The sequence below is a fragment of the Pseudomonas sp. LBUM1658 genome, from assembly GCF_059716055.1.
In genome coordinates, this window is sequence record NZ_CP166798.1 from 4,650,697 (window position 1) to 4,667,433 (window position 16,737).

General features: G+C 60.2%; 14 protein-coding genes. 4 read left to right on the forward strand and 10 right to left on the reverse strand.

Going from position 1 to position 16,737, the window contains the following annotated elements; all coding sequences use genetic code 11:
• Positions 1-46: 46 nt before the first annotated feature.
• Positions 47-1,507: a sensor histidine kinase gene (locus ACA064_RS21420; protein ID WP_497674303.1), complete on the reverse strand. Its 1,461-nt coding sequence runs from the start codon at positions 1,505-1,507 to the stop codon at positions 47-49.
• Positions 1,508-1,757: 250 nt separating this feature from the next.
• On the opposite strand from ACA064_RS21420, the gene ACA064_RS21425 reads away from it, so the two are divergent.
• From ACA064_RS21425 to ACA064_RS21440, 4 genes are read left to right on the forward strand one after another with little or no spacing between them, the layout of a single operon-like run.
• The gene (locus tag ACA064_RS21425) at positions 1,758-3,104 is read left to right on the forward strand and encodes a hypothetical protein (protein ID WP_497669912.1); all 1,347 of its coding nucleotides are present in this window, start codon (positions 1,758-1,760) and stop codon (positions 3,102-3,104) included.
• Positions 3,105-3,139: 35 nt separating this feature from the next.
• Positions 3,140-5,371 (forward strand): cadherin-like domain-containing protein, encoded by a 2,232-nt coding sequence (locus ACA064_RS21430; RefSeq protein ID WP_497669913.1) that lies wholly within the window; start codon positions 3,140-3,142, stop codon positions 5,369-5,371.
• Positions 5,372-5,430: 59 nt separating this feature from the next.
• Entirely contained in the window at positions 5,431-5,916 is a 486-nt protein-coding gene (locus ACA064_RS21435; RefSeq protein ID WP_497669914.1) for a curlin, read from the forward strand.
• A 29-nt stretch (positions 5,917-5,945) separates the two neighbouring features.
• Complete coding sequence (locus ACA064_RS21440; protein WP_497669915.1) at positions 5,946-7,388, forward strand: curlin; 1,443 nt, start codon at positions 5,946-5,948, stop codon at positions 7,386-7,388.
• Between the two features lie 57 nt (positions 7,389-7,445).
• Here the strand turns inward: ACA064_RS21440 and ACA064_RS21445 are convergent, their stop codons facing one another.
• The 9 genes from ACA064_RS21445 to ACA064_RS21485 all read right to left on the reverse strand — a co-directional run bounded on the left by ACA064_RS21445 (position 7,446) and on the right by ACA064_RS21485 (position 16,733).
• Entirely contained in the window at positions 7,446-8,015 is a 570-nt protein-coding gene (locus ACA064_RS21445; protein ID WP_497669916.1) for a lysozyme inhibitor LprI family protein, read from the reverse strand.
• A 120-nt stretch (positions 8,016-8,135) separates the two neighbouring features.
• A complete protein-coding gene (locus tag ACA064_RS21450; RefSeq protein ID WP_497669917.1) occupies positions 8,136-8,621 on the reverse strand; it encodes a hypothetical protein in 486 nt (161 codons plus the stop codon).
• Complete coding sequence (locus ACA064_RS21455) at positions 8,618-11,269, reverse strand: DUF8812 domain-containing protein (RefSeq protein ID WP_497669918.1); 2,652 nt, start codon at positions 11,267-11,269, stop codon at positions 8,618-8,620. The genes ACA064_RS21450 and ACA064_RS21455 overlap by 4 nt, the downstream gene beginning before the upstream one ends.
• 25 nt (positions 11,270-11,294) lie before the next feature.
• Positions 11,295-13,667, reverse strand: coding sequence for a type VI secretion system Vgr family protein (locus ACA064_RS21460; protein ID WP_497669919.1), 2,373 nt, complete (start codon positions 13,665-13,667; stop codon positions 11,295-11,297).
• A gap of 470 nt (positions 13,668-14,137) precedes the next feature.
• Positions 14,138-14,992: a CsgG/HfaB family protein gene (locus ACA064_RS21465; protein ID WP_497669920.1), complete on the reverse strand. Its 855-nt coding sequence runs from the start codon at positions 14,990-14,992 to the stop codon at positions 14,138-14,140.
• Between the two features lie 31 nt (positions 14,993-15,023).
• Entirely contained in the window at positions 15,024-15,440 is a 417-nt protein-coding gene (locus ACA064_RS21470) for a curli assembly protein CsgF (protein WP_497669921.1), read from the reverse strand.
• The gene (gene csgE / locus ACA064_RS21475) at positions 15,437-15,841 is read right to left on the reverse strand and encodes a curli production assembly/transport protein CsgE (protein ID WP_497669922.1); all 405 of its coding nucleotides are present in this window, start codon (positions 15,839-15,841) and stop codon (positions 15,437-15,439) included. Before csgE ends, ACA064_RS21470 begins: the two co-directional genes overlap by 4 nt.
• A 9-nt stretch (positions 15,842-15,850) precedes the next feature.
• On the reverse strand, positions 15,851-16,384 hold the full coding sequence (locus tag ACA064_RS21480; protein ID WP_497669923.1) for a type II secretion system protein: 534 nt from the start codon (positions 16,382-16,384) through the stop codon (positions 15,851-15,853).
• The gene (locus ACA064_RS21485) at positions 16,359-16,733 is read right to left on the reverse strand and encodes a type II secretion system protein (protein WP_497669924.1); all 375 of its coding nucleotides are present in this window, start codon (positions 16,731-16,733) and stop codon (positions 16,359-16,361) included. Before ACA064_RS21485 ends, ACA064_RS21480 begins: the two co-directional genes overlap by 26 nt.
• Positions 16,734-16,737: the final 4 nt, after the last annotated feature.

A 16,737-nucleotide genomic window follows, 5' to 3' on the forward strand; every position in this document is an offset into this window, starting at 1 on the left:
CAATCGCCCGGTGCGATCACCCTGCCGCCCGGCTGATGCCAGCGGATCAGCGTTTCAAGGGCGCGGCTGCCAGCTGGAATCGCAGGCTCACGCAGGTGCCCTGTCGCTCGCGACTGGTCAGGGCGACCGAACCGCCGAAGCGTTCCATGATGCGTTTGACCAGCATCAAGCCAACCCCCAGGCCCCCCTGTTTAGTGGTGAAGAACGGTTTGAAGGCCATGCGTTGCTGTTGCACACTCATGCCATTGCCGGAGTCGACGATGGTCAGACACAGGCCCTTGGGGTCGTTCTCTATCCTGATGTTCAGTTCCCCGCCGGTGCTCATGGCCTCCACGGCATTGGCGATCAGGCTGTTGAGAATCTGGCTGAGCAACACCTCCTGGCTGAGCACCGAAGGCACCGGCCCGGGCGCGAAATTCACCTGAACCCGAGCCCGGGCAATCTGTTGTTCGAAGGATTGAAGGCTGTCACGCACGGTGGCCACCAGATCTACCGCGTTGGCCTCGTCATTGAGCGGGCGCAAGGACAGCAGGAGCTCGCGAACCCATTTGGACATGCGGTCCACCTGGCTGATGATGTCGGTGATGTTCTTCTGCGCCGGGCCGGTTTCGATCTCCTGCGCCAGCTCGGCGCTGGAACGAATGGACGCCAGCGGATTGCGCAGGCTATGGGCGACGGCCGAGGACATCTCGCCAAGGGCGACGAAGGTTTCATTGGTGATCAATTGCTTTTGCTGTGCAGCCAACATATCGGCGGCGCGGCGCATCAGCCAATGCAGACTGAAATAGATCAGCGCGCCTCCCAGCAGCGTTGCCGCCCAGACCAGTATCAACCCGCGTGTCATGCGGATAATCAGATCCCTGGGTTCCTTGTAGACCTCGACCATGGCCATGACTTTGTTTTCGCCGACATCTAACAGCGGGATGTAGTTCTCGATGAAAAACAACTCCGGGGCAACGGGAAATTTCTGCTCCTCCCGGGAATCATCGACGCTGTGATAACTGGCGGAAACATGGGTCTTGAGCTCAAAGGCTTCTTCAAGGTCTTCGTCATCGACGATCCGCTGGCCTATCAACCGTGGATTGGTCGACCAGATGATCGTCCGGTCAGGTGCATAAATATTGGCCAGCAACACGTCGGGCAAATGCTCGACATGGTCTAGAAACTCCACGCGCGCAATGGTCCGTGATCCCGGACTGATATCAGGGCGAGCCTGGTCCTGACGCGGATCGAGCAGCTCCCCCATGCTCAGCCCATCAGGTAACACAACGTGCCGCATCTCCGTCGAAGCGATGGTCTGGATGAACTGGGCAGTCAGCAGCGCATCGCGATGGACACTCTCCTCTATTACAAATCGCGTGGAGAGCACCCCCAACCCCAGCACCACCGAGCCGACGACAACCAGGCTGACCCAGGAAAACCAGCGCAGCAGGTTGAAGCGTTTTTGCGCGTCAACGGGCCGTTCTTTGGTCGATTCCAGGTCGAGCGAAGCATTCTGCTCTTGTATTTGCATGGCACAGGTTCCCGGGCAATTGCATTGGTTATAGCTCACTGAGCAGCGCTGCGTCGGTCCCCATTTCCCCAACCCTGGGGGCAGCCACCCAGTCCCGGCGTGATTCAACCTCCCTCTCTCGACCCTGCGCAACGGCTCTGGCACAAGGGTTTGATGGCTAAATAAGGGTATTGGTATGGAAGTTGCCGACTCCTCCCTGACAGACCCAACCTCCGGGCCAGGTTCATTGCAAGAGGGAAAAGCCATGCCCCGCCTTATCGCCCACACCATGACCGTGATCGCTCTGGCCAGCGTCATCGACGGCACCGCACAGGCTGCCCTGTATGCCGTTGACCCTGGCCCTTACCTACCACACAACGGCGGGTTCGCCGCCTGGTATCAAGACACCCATGGCCGAACACTCGACCTGTGCCTGTCCAAGGCAGTCAGTTCTCGGGTACCCAGCGCGCCCGACGCGCCTTCGTACATGTGTTTGCTGTCGGCCATCCCGGATGTCTTCGACGACACCCAACCGGCAGTGCTTCCCGGCAACTTCCCGGACGAGGCGTTCTGGTTCACCGCCGACGCATCGCTGGTGGATGCCGCACGCGGGATCGACCTGTCGTTTGTCTCGGCTGTCGAGGCAGCGTTCGGTGCCGAGGATCCGATAGAGGGCGACCAGGTGAGCTTCGCGCGGATCCGCATCCGGGTGGATGTGCCCACCGCCGGCACCTACATCATCACGCACCCTTACGGCGTCGAGGCCTTTACTGTCAACACGCCGGGTACCAAAGCGATCAACATGACCCGCGATATCGGCATCGGCACTCCGCAGACCTACGACGGAGCCCTGCGCGGAGACGTCGGCCCGTTCCTGCGCAGCATCAATGGCCCCTACACCGAAACCAACCCGCAAACCGGCAGCAGCGATAAATTCATCGGCGATCCGAACCTTGAAGAACCGGTGACCGGTAGCCCGTTCAACACCAATTACGTGCGAATCGAAGGCCCCAACGGCCTGGACATACGGACCAATCTGTTCGCCATCTCCGGCAAGCTTTCGACAGTGGTCCGGCCGACGCCGATGATCACCCAGCGCGGCACCTACTCGCGGCACACCGTCGACAGCGCAGTGGTCGCCCAGCAAGACGTGTTCGTCCAGGCACCACCGCCGCCAGGCACTGTCAGCCTGAGCAGCGTCGCCCCGCAATTGGCACTGACCGAGGCCAACGGCACCGGCAACTGGTACGGCCAGTCAGCCGTCGACCCGGCCTTGCCGAGCACCCTCCAGGTCACCGCCGACAACCACCTGGCCATCGCCACCAGCACTCCCACCACCCTGAGCATGCCGCTCACCGACCTGGTAATCATCCAGCGCGCCGAGTACAGCCTGGCGTCCGGACAGCTGAGCCTGACGGCCTCGACCAGCGATGAAACCGCACCGCCAGTACTCACCGCGAGCACCGGCACTGGCGCGACCATCGGCGCCCTGAGTGGCGAAGGCGCGGTGAAAAGCCTCACCACCGGGATCTCGCCGCTGCCTCCCGCCAGAGTCAGGGTGACGTCCGCCAACGGCGGCAGCGATACCGAAGAAGTGGTCATTGTTCCGTGACCCCAGACACTCCCAGATCCGTAGCAGGAGGCATCATGAACAAGTGGCCACGCCGTACGCTCAGCGCCGCAGGGCTGACTCTAACGTTATCGGGCAGTGTTTACGCCGGCATGGCCGCCGTCGATCCCGGCCCTTACACCCTGGCAACCGGTCGGTACCCGATGTGGTACCGGGACAATACCGACCTGTCTCTGGAGCTCTGCCAATCACGGGCCGCCAGTTCCCGCGTCCCGGCGACCGTGCCACCCAGCTACATGTGCATCCTGGCCATAGAACCGGGGGTCTTCGACGACACCGTGCCCATGGTCTTCCCGGATAACTGGCCATCGGAGATGTTCTGGTTCGCCGCCGAAACGGAGATTCCTCAAGTGGGCAATAGTGGATATGAATTGGAAGTCTATGTGGCCGCAATCGAAGCCGCCTTCGCCGCCGAAGCCCCAGTGGACGGCGATCAGCAGAGCTTTGCGCGGATCCGCATGCGTATCTCGGTGCCAACCGCCGGTACCTACACCATCACTCACCCGTATGGGGTCGAAACGGTCAACGTCACCAGCCCGGGCCGGCGAGCGATCAACATCACCCGCGACATCGGCATCGGCGCACCGGGCAACTTTACCGGCGTGCTGAACGGCGCCATCGGGCCCTTTCTGCGCAGCGTCAACGCGCCCTACTCCGAGATCAACCCGGACACGGGGGCTACCGAGACCTATGTCGGCGATCCAAATATTGCCGAGCCGGTAACCGGAAGCCCCAACGGAACCAACTTCGTACGCATCCAGGGGCCCGCCGGCACTATCCAGACCAACCTCTTCACGGTGTCCGGAAAAATCCTCGACAACCGTGCGCAGACACCCGTGGAAGTCAGTCGCGCCAGCTACCGGCGTACCACTGCCGGCACCCGGGTCGAAGTCTTCGCCGAGGCAGGCAATACTTCGAGCCTGTGTTTCCGGGAAACCCTGGCACTGGTCCCTGGTACCCCGCTCTCGCCTTGCCAGATCACTTTGCTCAGCGACAACAATGGGCTGTTCTTCGGCCACCACCTCAGCACCGGCGCCCAGCCGCCGCTGGTGGTCATCACCGCCACCAACCCGAGCGGCAGCACGCGGCCGACGGCCATTTCGAGCAAGCTCACTGACGTGGTTAAAATCGAAACCGCGCGCTATTCCTGGAGCGATCACAAGTTGTTGATCGAAGCTCGCTCCAGCGACGAAGTGGCGGTGCCCGATCTGGTCGTCCAGGGCTTTGGCCGGCTGTCCAAGTCCGGCACCTTGCAGCGTTTGACAGTGAGCGACCTGGCACAACCGCCCGCCAGCATCACCGTCAAATCTGCTGCCGGTGGCAGTGATACCGAATGGGTCAAGGTGGTCGGTGCGGCCCCGGCCGATGCCGAAAACCAGCTGCCACTGGGGGTAGCCGACACCGGCAGTACCAGCTTCGGCGTGCCCCTGACCCTTAACCTGCTGACCAACGACAGCGATCCTGACGGCAACACGCCGTTGAGCGTCAGCGATCTGACCCAGCCGGCCAGCGGCCAGGGCAGCGTAGTGCCAAGCGGCACCACGGCGGTGGTCTACACCCCGCCGCCAGTGGTCAACGCACCGCTGGTGGCGACGTTTACCTACCGCGTGCAGGACGTCAAAGGGCTGAAATCGACCCCGACCACGGTCACCGTCAATGTCGCGCCGAATAAGGCGCCGGTGGCCACCAACGATACCGCTGCGACCCAGGGTGTTGCCCTGGCAATCAACGTACTGGCCAACGACAGCGACCCCGAAGGCAACGTCCCGCTGGCCATCGCCAGCCTGACCCAGCCAGCTGCCGGTCGCGGTTCGGTCAGCACCGACGGGGCGCAGGTCACCTACACCCCACCGGCCAGCGTGCCCGCGGCATTCACCACGACCTTCACCTACATCGTCCGGGACAGCTTCGGCGCACTGTCCAGCCCGGCCACCGTGACGGTACAGGTCTCGCCGAAGCCGGCCCAGGAAGCCTTCGCCATCACCACCGCAACGGTTCAGGCGCGTTCCAATAACCGCTTCAACTGGGACTTCGCAGGCACCTCGTCGGTGACCGCCGGCAACACCATCACCGTGCAGGTCACCACCCCCACCGGGCTGGTGACCCTGGGCACCACCACCGTGCCGGTTACCGGACGCTGGCGGCTGACGGTGAGCAACTCGACGACCATCGTGCCGTCGGCCACCCCAAGCGCGACGATCAGAACCTCCCAGGGCACCGTACGTACCGTGCCAGTCACTTCACTCTGAGCAGCGCGCCTCACTGACCGGGCCGGTCAGTGAGGCGTCGGCATAAACAGGAACCGCTCATGAACATACTGGCTCGCCTCGGTCTCTGCCTGACCCTGATCCTTGGCCTCAATGGCACAGGATCGGCGGCCGACGACCTGATGGAGAACGACGACCTGGCGCCCGCCAGCGACCTGGGCGAGCCGCCTGCACTCTTCAGCATGCCGGCACCCAACGGCCAGCAGGCACTGATCCAACAGAACGGTCAGGGCAATCAGGCTTCGATCAACCAAAGCGGTCAATCCCTGCTGGGTCAGATCGTGCAGTCCGGCAGCGCCCAGGAAGCCTGGATCCTCCAGCAAGGCGTCGACCTGATGGCGGTGATCAACCAGCAGGGCTATGGCAACTCGGCCTATATCAGCCAGAGCGGCAGCAGCAACCGCGCGCAGATCGCGCAAAACGGCAACAACAACAGCGCCAGCATCGAACAGGCCGGCAGCGGCCTGCAAAGCAGTGTTATTCAATCCGGAAGCGGTCAGAGCGTGCAGGTCCACCAATATCGCTAAGCCCGGCACCACGACGAGGAGATACCACCATGTTTAAACTCACCCCGCTTGCCGCCGCCCTGCTGGTCATGGTCGGGGCCCAGGCCATGGCAGATGACAGCGTCTCGACGCAGAACCAGAGCGGCACCGCGAACATCGGTAACGTGCAGCAAATCGATGCCGGCTTCGCCACCACTCTTCAGCTTCAACAGGGCGAAGGCAATGACGCTTTCGCGCTGCAGCAGATGACCGATGGCCAAATCCAGCAAATGCAGTACGGCGAATTCAACGCCGACTACGGCGAGCAACTGTACGAAAGCACCAGCCAGATCCTTCAACAACAGGCCGGTTCGTTCAACGGCAACCATGCCAGCCAGTCCCTGGGCGAAAGCAACCAGGCCATGCAACACCAGGAAGGTACCGGCAACTTCTCCTTCATTTATCAGGACAGCCAGGTCCGCAGTGAGGGCATAACCCTGCAATCGGGCGAGAGCAACGAAGCCAATATCGAGCAGCTATTTTCGGGCACCGCCAACAACGCATTGATCATCCAGTCCGGAACCGCCAACTTCGCTGCCGCCGAGCATTTCAGCCACCAGCAAGGACAGATCGGCATCCAGCAGGATGGCGAGGGCAACTGGGCCTATGGCGACCAGCGCGACGGTACCGCGGGTAGCGTGTCGATCTACCAGGGCGGGACCGCCAACTCGATCGAAGTCTGGCAGGACTCCCAGCTCGACAGCGTCGCCACGGTCAGCCAATACGGCCAGACCAACGAAACCGTGGTCGACCAGAGCTTTGGTGCCAACAACCTGGCGACCATCCTGCAATCAGGCGACATGAACGCCATCTACGCCGATCAGTACGAGTCGAGCCAGTCGATCGCCGAGCTGTTCCAGAGCGGCCAGGGTAACGTGCATTTCACCTACCAGAGCGGCGACAACCATGTCCTCAACGTCACCTCCAGCGGTACCGAGAACAAGGTCTACGCCAGCAACTGGAAAGGCCCGTATGTGGGTGGCCAGTTCGGTACCGGCCAGCGCGCCGACATTGCCCAACAAGGCAAGGATAACGTCGCCAACCTCAGCCAGGATGGCATGAACCAGGTAGCCCGACTGAACCAGAACGGCGAAGGCAACCAGGCCACCCTGATGCAGAACGACAGCTCCAACGAGCTGTACTTCGAACAGAACGGCAGCGACAACATCCTCATCGCCGATCAACGCGGCGAAACCAACTATGCCACGGGCTCGAGCACTGGCTATGGCAACTCGATCCAGCTGGATCAGTCTGGCAGTACCAACCAGAGCTACACCTGGCAGACTGGCGACACCAACCTGGCGACCATCAAACAGGCTGACAGCATGAACGTGGCCTACGTCACTCAAAGCGGCTCGGCGAACATCGCGAACGTGGGCCAGAGTGGATTCAACATGAGTGCGAATGTTCAGCAAATGGGCTCGGCCAACCAGGCTACTGTGCTTCAGCAGTAGTGGGACGAGGGGAAAAACCGCGGCTCTTTGGGGGTTGCGGTTTTTTTGTCGCCTACTCTACATACCCTGAAACCTCATTCTTGCATTGCAAATTTGCTTGTCTTCTTTATGCAGAAGAGCTGTCAGTTCGCAATTTTTTTCAAAGTACCTACCCTCCTCGGCCCCCGCTTTTTCTGTATTAGCAAAAGCGATAAACTCATCTCGACTCATGTAGGCCATTCTACTCATGATTGGAAGAAGGCGATGAAAACCATCGCTATTGACTCCAGTTTCAATGTACACCAATTCCATTACCCTTGATGACGTCATGGACACCAGGCATCTTTCCTTCGCCAATTCAGCCAGCGCACCTGCAAACATAGAAACATTAACCCCATCACAATGAACGTCTCTGTATTTAATCCAGGCACGCTCCCCCTCTCCGAGTAGTTTTTTATATGAAAATTCAGGGTTACGCATCAGTATTTTATACTGCTCATTAAGCTTGGCATCTATTTTTTTATATGAAGCCTTGACACTATCTGAAACCTCACTCGTAACCATGCTATTGAGATCAAAATCACCTGCAAGCGTAAGGGATGACCAAATCACACAGTAAAAATAAACTACCCAGCCCGATAATCGCATCTTAATCTTCCTTTTAAAAAATCTACCTGTAGTGCTACTCGATTTCGTAGTGGATGAACCACTGTGAAAACAAATATGTTTGGGCTGACAGGCATAGCGCCGCCTGCCATTCCTCGGCGTTTATCTGGCCCCCTCGGTTGCGACCTCGGAAGTTCTAGAATCTGATTTTATAGAGTTGCAGGTGCAATTTTCTTCGGCGAGTTTTTCTTTACAGGAGAGGTGATCTGCTACGCCATCATTGAACACGACCTCGCAAGTCATGATTACTTTATCAACCAAACGTAACGGATAGACTTCAAGGTCCAAGAAAAGCTTGCCATCTTCAAAGCTCCCTTTTTTAAAATCTACTTCGGCATAACCATTACTAAAACGTTTTCCTTCCAATGAGCAAATTTTTTTCTCTGCTGAGACTTTGCCGCTCCCACCAAAAACCATATTCTGAATAACGATGCAGTGGTCCTCCGACCAAACCAGATATCGAACAAGATTATCTCCCACGCGGCCTGTTCCTGCCTCTAGCACATTCCGATAGTCAAACTCCTTGGCTTGGGCTTCGGTCAGGCCGGCCAGGCAGAATGCCAAAATAACAAAAAATGATATTTTCATTTCTTTAGATACTCCGCTCGCTTTTGAAACCTATCATCTGGAACGCCTTTCCAATTATCTCGACTGGACATTACTTCCTTCATCTTCCCAAGATCGTTTTCTACAAAGGGTCTTTGAATAAAAGGCCTTGTATCTTTGTGATAGTCTCCTCTGTAAATCAGATCTATTACAATATCCCGAATCCTTCTGTCGATCTCATTCCAGCTGAGCACACCATAATTTTCTTCATTGCTTCTAACACTGGATATTTGAATTACTCTTGTTTTCATATAGTCATACACAGGCAAAAACAGATCATACTGCTGCTTTCTAGTAATTTTATGCTTTCGGATATCTGCTGGAGCCTGGGCAAGATAAGTCTTCGCTTTATCTCCCTGAAGTCCTTTAGCCCCAATTAGCCAAGATAATAGCGGCTCTTCAACGCCAGCCTCACACAGGTCTTTTCCTGGATCAGGCCGTTGACCGAGATCATAGCCTCGCCCAATTGTTACGCCAGACACACCGCCAGGCCAATGCGCAACCCGACTGAAGTATCGGTACAAACGATGCGACTCATCTTCTATATCGTTACCTTCAGCATCAAAGGTCAGTTGGCCATAAGGTACTTTTAACCACTTCAAATCATTGTCATCACTAACTGCAGAGAAGCACCCCACCAACCCCAACGGATGAAAGTGATACACCCTCCCATGCGCCGGCAGCCCAACTTTCTCCGCCACCTCACTCCACCAACTCAGTTGCTTGACCCACTCCTTCTCCGCCAACCAGTTCAGGTGCGGGGTCGAGCCGCTATGGCCGAGCAGTTCGTCCAGCATGTCCCACTTCTGCGGTTTGTAGTACCACTCGCTTTCATAGCGCACGATCAACTGCGAGATCGACTGGGCATGGGCCGGCAGGCGGAGCGCCGCTTGCAGCTCTTCAGCGGTCATCTTGCCGTCGCGGTTGCGGTCGATGATGTCGTACAGCCGGCTCTTGAGCGGGCCCTTGTCCCCTTCGTCGGCCATGGGGCCGTAGCGTTCGAGTTCCGTTTCGCTGAAGTGGTCAACGGCACGCAGGAACGAGGCCAGGACTTCCCGAGGGGAGTCGTAGTCGAAGATGACGTCGTAGCCTTCCCATGACCAGGGACTGACCCAGGGGGTGACACCCACTTCTTCGCGCACCCAGCCATCGAGCAGGTTGTTGTCGGCATCGTGGAGCAGTCGATCGAGGCGGTACCAGTTGCAGGCCCTGCGGTCAGCCGTGGCCGGGACCGCGATTTTTCTGTCGGCCGGCAGGCCCTCGAGCAAACTATTGGGGACCAGCAGGTCGGCGTCGCTCAGGGTGTTGGCCGCGCTCAAGATCGGCCACTGCGTGGCGCTGTAGTTGTCCTGATGCGCCACCACCGCCGTGCCCTTGGCCAGTTTCAGCCAGGTCTTGTCCTGGGCCGGGAGACGATCTGCCCAGGCGCGACTGGCCGCGATGAAGGTTCTCATGGTGTCGGTGCTGAACACCTCCAGGTGCAGTTTCTTTTCCGGGCACTCAGCATGGCAGTCCTGATACCGGCCGAGGTGGCCGATCAACTCTCCGGCCTTGATCGGGATGGGTCGGTCGAGCACCACCACCCGATCCGACGCCAGCGGTTCCAGTGCGCCTTGCAGCGATTTGAAATGCACGTACTGGTCGATGCGTTCCAGCTTGCGGTACTCGCCTTCACCGCTGACCGTGACTTGGGTGCCATCCTGCAGTTTCTCGAGAACCTCGCTGTGAAAGCTCGGTTCGGCGCGAACGTTGAGCGAGCCCCAGCGTGTCGCGACGTGATATTCGTCCCCGGCACTCTGTCTCAGCTGGGTGATGGAAACATAGCCGCGCAGCGAGCCCTCGGCAGTGGTCAGCTTGGCCGGGCCGAGGGTGTTCTCCAGCTTGCGGTAATCACCCTCGCCGCTGACCGTCACCTCCGCCCCCCGTGGCAGGAGGTCGATCACCGTGCTCCGCCAGGCGGCCTGGTTGCGCACGTTCAGGCCGCGCTGCTCTGGCTGGCCGGGTCGTACGTCGTTCTCCGTGTCCTTGACCCGACGGACTGCCGCCTCGGGCCAGAACGCGGGGCGGGCCAGGGCGGGGTCCTCCTGGTACACCGCCCAGTCCTGCAGGTGCAGGTACAGGCTGTAGAAGGTCAGGCTCGGCGGTGTGTCCGGGCTGCCCTCGATCTTCGGCGGCTGAAGGCGATGGCGGACCAGCACGAAATTGCGCGAGAAGGGTTTCTTTACGGACAGCTTGTGGACCCAGTAGGCCGTGGTCGGCGAGCGCGTGTCGATGCGGTAGGCCACCACCTCGCCATCGGCCAGGCACTGCACGCTGGATTGATCCAGGCCGTCGGCGGTGCCGCTGTCGAAATGCACGCCACCGTGCCACAGGCCATTGATCCCCAGCGGATAATAGCCCGCCGTCGCCTTGGCCAAGTGGGTCAACTGCTGCAGCGGATTGCGCGTGTCCTTGAACGGATGGCTCCAGTTCTTCAGCGGTGGCAGGGCGTCGGTGCCTGGTTCCGGGGGCAAGGATGAGCGGACCGGGCCGGTGTCGGGCGTCGGCAGGATCGGGGCATCGCGCACATCAAACACAGAGTTCCGGTCAGTGTAGCGCCGGCCAAAAAGCCAAGTGGACAAGTTGCTCATGGGGTGTTCGCTCCTTGCAAAGGGGTTAGCCAGAGATATCCGTATGCCTCAGGGACTCGGTTTCATGCTCGGTCAAGTGAGGTAAAGGTTGCATTTCCAGTACCTTTCTGGCCGGGCCTTGAGCTTCGAAATGCGCCGCCTTGATGCTGTAGTCGCCTGCCGTGCCCGCTTCGATGCTGTGCGGATCGAGGGTGATGTAGCTGCCGCCGGCGTTGAGGGTGATTTTCTTCTTGGCGACGATGTGGATTTCGTCCTCGGTGCTGGTGATGTCCAGACCATGCCGCGCCAGCAGTTCCAGCTTGTCGTTCTGCGCCTGAACGCTCACCGGCCCCTGGTTGGCGATCAACTTGATGCCCAGCTTGCGCACGAACAGGCTGAGCCCCTGCCCCACGCCGACGAACAGGCGCTTGACCACACTGATATCGGCCTCGGCGCCGGCGTTGAGCATCAGGTTGTGTTGCGCCGCCAGTTGCAGGTGCTGGCCGCTGCTCAGGGCGATGCCCTGGGGTGCGCTGAGCAGCAGTACGGAGGATTTGAGCTGCTCCAGGTCTTGCTTGAGCAGGTTCAGTTGCGCCTGCACATCCGCCGGCTCGGCTTGGCTGGCCTGGGCATCGACGGAGAGTTTTAGCAGTTGTTCGCCCGCCTGTTGCAAGCGGTCCAAGGCGGCGCTCATGTCGAGCACCTGGCCTTGAGCTTTGGCCTGACCCTCGGCACTGATGAACAGGCCTTTCCCGGCACGAATCGCCCCCCAGTCATCAGTCCGCAACTCGAAGCCTTCGCCACGTTTCTGCTTCTGGCTATCCACCACATGCCCCAGGTTCAGCTGGCTCTTGCCGCCGTACTCGGTGCTGAGCTTGACGTGCTCCTGGCCGCGGTTGTCCTCCATGCGCAATTTGTTGTTGGCCGGGGTGCGCAGCACGTTGCGCTTGTAGTTTTTCAGGGTGACGGGATCGGGGTGCTGGCTGTCGTGCAGGGCGTGGGCGATGTAGGGGCGGTCCGGGTCGCCCTGTTCGAAGGCCACCGCCACTTCGGTGCCGGCGATCAGGGGCAGGTGCAGGCCGTGGGTGTCGCCGGCGTAGGGCCGCGCCAGGCGTAGCCACATGCTTTCCTGGCCGGGTTTCCAGCTGTCGCGGTCGAACAGGAACTGCACCCGGTAGCGCCCTTGCAGATCGATTTCGGCGTAGGGATCATGAGCCTTCGGACTGCTGATGCGGGCCGGGACGGTGCCGGCGATTTGCGGTTTGGCCGGCAACGGCGGGCGGAAGCACACGCTTTCCGAGTAGGGAATGGCCTCGAAGCTGGCTTCGAAGCTGGCATCGCGAGCGGCGCGGGTGCTCAGCCGGGTGATCACCGCCCCGGGGGCGAAGGCCTGCGGCGCGCCGCCGGAGATTTTCAGCACCTGGCCGGGGGCCAGGCTGGCGCTGCTGCTGGTGCCGCTGAGTCGGGTCTGGTCGTTGAGGTAACGCTCGTGGCGCAGGCGCGCGTAGAAGAAGCCGCTTTCGCTTTGCAGGTCTTCGTAGTGCTGGTAGCGGTCGCCGAGCACGCGGTAGGGCTCGGCGTAGTGGTAGGCCTCGCCGTAGGTGGTTTTCGCGCCGCGGCTGTGGTCGATGTCGCCGTCGAGCCAGGCGCTGGCGTCGTTGGAGTGGTAGGCACGGATGTTGACGTGCTGTTCCACCACCTGATGGTGGGTCTGCAGCTGCCACACGCCGTCCTGGCCGCTGCTCAGCCCGGCGGGCGGGCGGTATGGCAGCTCGACGTCGAACTGGTAGGCGCGCTGGTCGTCGTGGAACTCGACGACGTCGATGTTCAGGCGTTCGTCGCTGGTGAAGCGGTACCAGATGCCGACCTCGGCCAGCAGCCGGGTGATGAAGGCCAGGTCGCTTTCGCCGTACTGCATGACCTGTTCGCGCCTGGGGTATTCACGGTGCAGGTCGAAGAAGAAATCCTGGCCGCGGAAGTCGTGGCGGCTGCGCAGGATCTGGTCGACGATCTCCGGCACCGACTGGTGCTGGTAGAGACGAAACTGCCGGCCGCGGCCGAGCAGCGCCAGGCGCGGCTCGAGGGTAATTTCGTAGCGGGCTTCGTCGACGGAGCCGGACAGGCGCTTGAAGCCGCTGATCACTCCGTGCAGCGTGCGCAGCGGCTTGACTTTGGGCACGGGCAGGCCGAGGAACGGCAGCTTTTGCGGGGCGGCGTGCAGGCTGAAACGGGCGTCCTTGCCGAGCAGCTGGTCGGCGGCCAGGTCCTGCTGGGTGCAGGTAAATTCCACGCTGTAGCTGAACGGCTGGCTCAGGCATTCTTCGCCGTGGAAGGTCAGGACGTCGAGCGCTGCGTCGACATTGCGGACCCAGAGTGTGTGCCGGCTGTGGTCGAAGAAAGTGCGCAGTGGGTTGGACATGTTCAGGCCTCCCTGGTCTGTATGGGGTGTACAGGGGGGCTTTATTTCCACCCTCGTTCAAGCGCTCGCAAGCTTTCACGATGGGGGCTGCGGTGAAAATAAGGTTCTTCTGATGGGCGCGTAAGATGTTTCCGTATATTGAAAGCCGGGGCACTTGCGAACAAGTCCGAAACCATTAAGTGGCCGTTGCCGCAGAAATGGATAGGTACACCAAGGATTTCAGGTGAACTTCACACCTGTGGCGAGGGAGCTTGCTCCCGCTGGGGCGCGCAGCGGCCCTGAAAACTGCAAGCCGGTTCTGCCAGGCATACCGCATGTGCAGGTTCTACGACTGCTGCGCAGCCGAGCGGGAGCAAGCTCCCTCGCCACAGTTGATTGTCCGACCATAGATTTCTGTTAACTGACTGGCATTGGGGCAAGCCCGCTCTCACAAAAACCGCCCCCACATTTAAATTGTGCATGCCCCAAAATTACGGCTGTTGCACCGGCGACTGAGCCTGGCTCAGGTACCGGTCCATCACACTCTGATCGCCACTGTTATCCCCCGCCACCTGCCACAAGCGCCGTTCGATGCCCTGCGCCAGCATATGCCCCACCGCCGCCTCGATTGCCGACAGCACGCACAACTGCGCTGGTTCGTTGGTGGTGTAGCCGACCTCGGCCTCCAGCAATTTCTTGAACTCGATGAACTTGAACACCCCGGCGCTGCGTGCGACCGAATAGATGGTCTTGCTGGTCATCACATTCGACAACACCTGCCCGCTGCGCACATCTACGGCGCGCAGGTTGACGGTTACCTGATCGACCCGGTACTCACGGGAAATATCGATGCCCAGGTAACGCGCCCCTTCCCCACCGCTGCGCACATTGGTGTCGTAGGCAATGATGCCGCCCTCGAGCATCATGTTGGCCGCTTGCAAGGGCGGCAGTTCAGCCTGGATGTTGACCGGCGTATTGGCCTTCTTTTGCGAGGCGCGAATGATCTTGCGTTCGGTCAGCAGGTTCTGCAGCCCCTCGCGTTCCAGCACCACGAACCAGCCGCTGGCCTGCAACGCATCCATCAACATACTGGCCGCGCCCTGGGTCACGCTGGTGGAAAAGGAACTGGCTGGCGTTGGTTTGTATTGGCCGGTCTGGTCACGAAAACCATAGACCACCGCCATCAGCCGACCCTTGGGGCGCGGCATTGCAAGCAGGTCGTAATAGGTCGATGCACGGGGCGTCAGGGTCGGTGTTGCGGTGTCCTGTTCGGCGGACATCGGGTCGCGCAGGCTGCAACCTTGCAGAGCTGCCAACATCAGGAACGGAATCAGCAAACGTTTCATGGTCGTATCTCCCTTGTGACCAAATACTCCTTCAAGGAGCCAGGCCGTTGACCTGTATTTCCGAGATTTCACCGGTCGCTCTGTCGGTGACCTGAATGCTCAAGGCGCCGGAGTCGTCGATGACATCGATAAGGAACGAATCGGTAGAAAGACTGCCGGCGCTACCGCTGGAGATGTTGTCCAGCAACTGCGAGAGCAACCGCGATTCCAGCTGATTGCTGAAGCGTTCCAGTGCCGAAGTGCCGGAGAACGCCGAACGGGACTTGCTGTCCGGGTCGTCGTGATCGTTCTGGGCCTGGGCGTTGTTAAGCAGCCAGGTGCCATTGAGTGGGTTGCCGCCAAACGATGGGTTGATTGGCGTGTAGACCAGCTCCGTGGCTCCCGACTGGGTACTCAGACCCAGGACGAGGAAGACGCAGCCGGCCAGTGAAAGCGATTTGGTATTCATAACTCGTCCCTCTCAAGGTCGGTGGTGTCCTGTAATTGAGTTTCCAGCTTGTGCCGAATGATCTGCATCTTGACCAGGTCCGCGGCCTCCACGGCCACCTCCTTCAAATCAACGGTATTGGGTGGCAGGAAGCGCCGATAGATCACTCGCTGTTGATACTCGACCGTCACCAGGCTGCCCCAGCGGGCCGATGGCCGTTCGCGAACCACCAGGTTGAAATCCAGGCGGCTGGTAGCCCGCAAACGTTCACTGAAGGCGTAGAAGAACTCGTGGCCGATGTGCGAGATGCTGTCGTCGACGATAAAGCCAAGCAGCTCATCTTCTTCGGTGGCCCGCACCGGCTGCAGCGCGACGCTCAGCAGCAGGGTCAAGGCGAGGAACGACAGGATTGATCTGGACATGTCGGCTCCTCAGGGATTCAGTGCAGGGGACGTGGCTTTCGCCGCGCCGGCCGCGTTGTCGAGGAAGGCTTTTTCAGCCACGAACTGCCAGTCCGAGTAACGGTTCATACCGCTGAAGTCGACCCATTGGGTGGGGAAGTCCGCCTGTTTCAGCGGCGGCTCCTCGGACTGGCTGTAAACCCCGGTGATGCGCCCGTCGAAACCGCGCATCAGGCCCCAGTCGGCGGAGTTGGTAATCGGGTCCGGATAGAGTCGGCGCAGGTGCCGTTTGGGCGACGGGAAACGGTCGTCCTCAAGCAGCACCTCCAGGGTTACCGGGTACTGCGCCAGGCCCGGCGAGCTACGGTAATAGCTGCGCAGCGCCTGGGCATACTGAGTGCCTACCCACAGCAGTTGACGTTCGTGCTCGCGGCGTGCCGCGCTTGACCAGACCTGCCCGGCACTGGCCAAACCAGCACCCATCAGCACGATGAGAAACAACACGCCCAGGTAGGTGAAACCCTGTTGGTCTTGCGCACTACCACTCTGCATAGAGACTGCCATCACGCGCCCTCCCGGTAGCTCCGCTCTTGACGTCGGCGACCCCACCCGCAACGCCATCCGGTGGCGCCACCGGCACCCAGAGATCCTTGCGTTCGGTGATCGGGTCCAGCGGCTGGCTGCGCAAGTAGCGCTGTTCCACCAACTGGTCGATGGAATCGGGGTAATGCCCGGTGTCGCCGTAGTAGTGATCCAGCGCTTCGCGCATCACCGCCAGACTCTGGCGCAGCGTGGTTTCCCGGGAGTTTTCCAGGCTGCTGAAATAGCGCGGCACGGCAATCGTCATCAGGGTGGCGATGATCGCCATGACCACCAGCAATTCGATCAGGGTGAAGCCCTTATCGCGGCGCATAGAC

What these genes read in the sequence shown, in the direction of transcription:
- ACA064_RS21425 (WP_497669912.1), top strand. Translation starts at nt 1,758, where the DNA reads ATGCCCCGCCTTATCGCCCACACCATGACCGTGATCGCTCTGGCCAGC.
- ACA064_RS21430 (WP_497669913.1), top strand. Translation starts at nt 3,140, where the DNA reads ATGAACAAGTGGCCACGCCGTACGCTCAGCGCCGCAGGGCTGACTCTA.
- ACA064_RS21435 (WP_497669914.1), top strand. Translation starts at nt 5,431, where the DNA reads ATGAACATACTGGCTCGCCTCGGTCTCTGCCTGACCCTGATCCTTGGC.
- ACA064_RS21440 (WP_497669915.1), top strand. Translation starts at nt 5,946, where the DNA reads ATGTTTAAACTCACCCCGCTTGCCGCCGCCCTGCTGGTCATGGTCGGG.
- ACA064_RS21445 (WP_497669916.1), bottom strand. Translation starts at nt 8,015, where the DNA reads ATGCGATTATCGGGCTGGGTAGTTTATTTTTACTGTGTGATTTGGTCA.
- ACA064_RS21450 (WP_497669917.1), bottom strand. Translation starts at nt 8,621, where the DNA reads ATGAAAATATCATTTTTTGTTATTTTGGCATTCTGCCTGGCCGGCCTG.
- ACA064_RS21455 (WP_497669918.1), bottom strand. Translation starts at nt 11,269, where the DNA reads ATGAGCAACTTGTCCACTTGGCTTTTTGGCCGGCGCTACACTGACCGG.
- ACA064_RS21460 (WP_497669919.1), bottom strand. Translation starts at nt 13,667, where the DNA reads ATGTCCAACCCACTGCGCACTTTCTTCGACCACAGCCGGCACACACTC.
- ACA064_RS21465 (WP_497669920.1), bottom strand. Translation starts at nt 14,992, where the DNA reads ATGAAACGTTTGCTGATTCCGTTCCTGATGTTGGCAGCTCTGCAAGGT.
- ACA064_RS21470 (WP_497669921.1), bottom strand. Translation starts at nt 15,440, where the DNA reads ATGAATACCAAATCGCTTTCACTGGCCGGCTGCGTCTTCCTCGTCCTG.
- csgE (WP_497669922.1), bottom strand. Translation starts at nt 15,841, where the DNA reads ATGTCCAGATCAATCCTGTCGTTCCTCGCCTTGACCCTGCTGCTGAGC.
- ACA064_RS21480 (WP_497669923.1), bottom strand. Translation starts at nt 16,384, where the DNA reads ATGGCAGTCTCTATGCAGAGTGGTAGTGCGCAAGACCAACAGGGTTTC.
- ACA064_RS21485 (WP_497669924.1), bottom strand. Translation starts at nt 16,733, where the DNA reads ATGCGCCGCGATAAGGGCTTCACCCTGATCGAATTGCTGGTGGTCATG.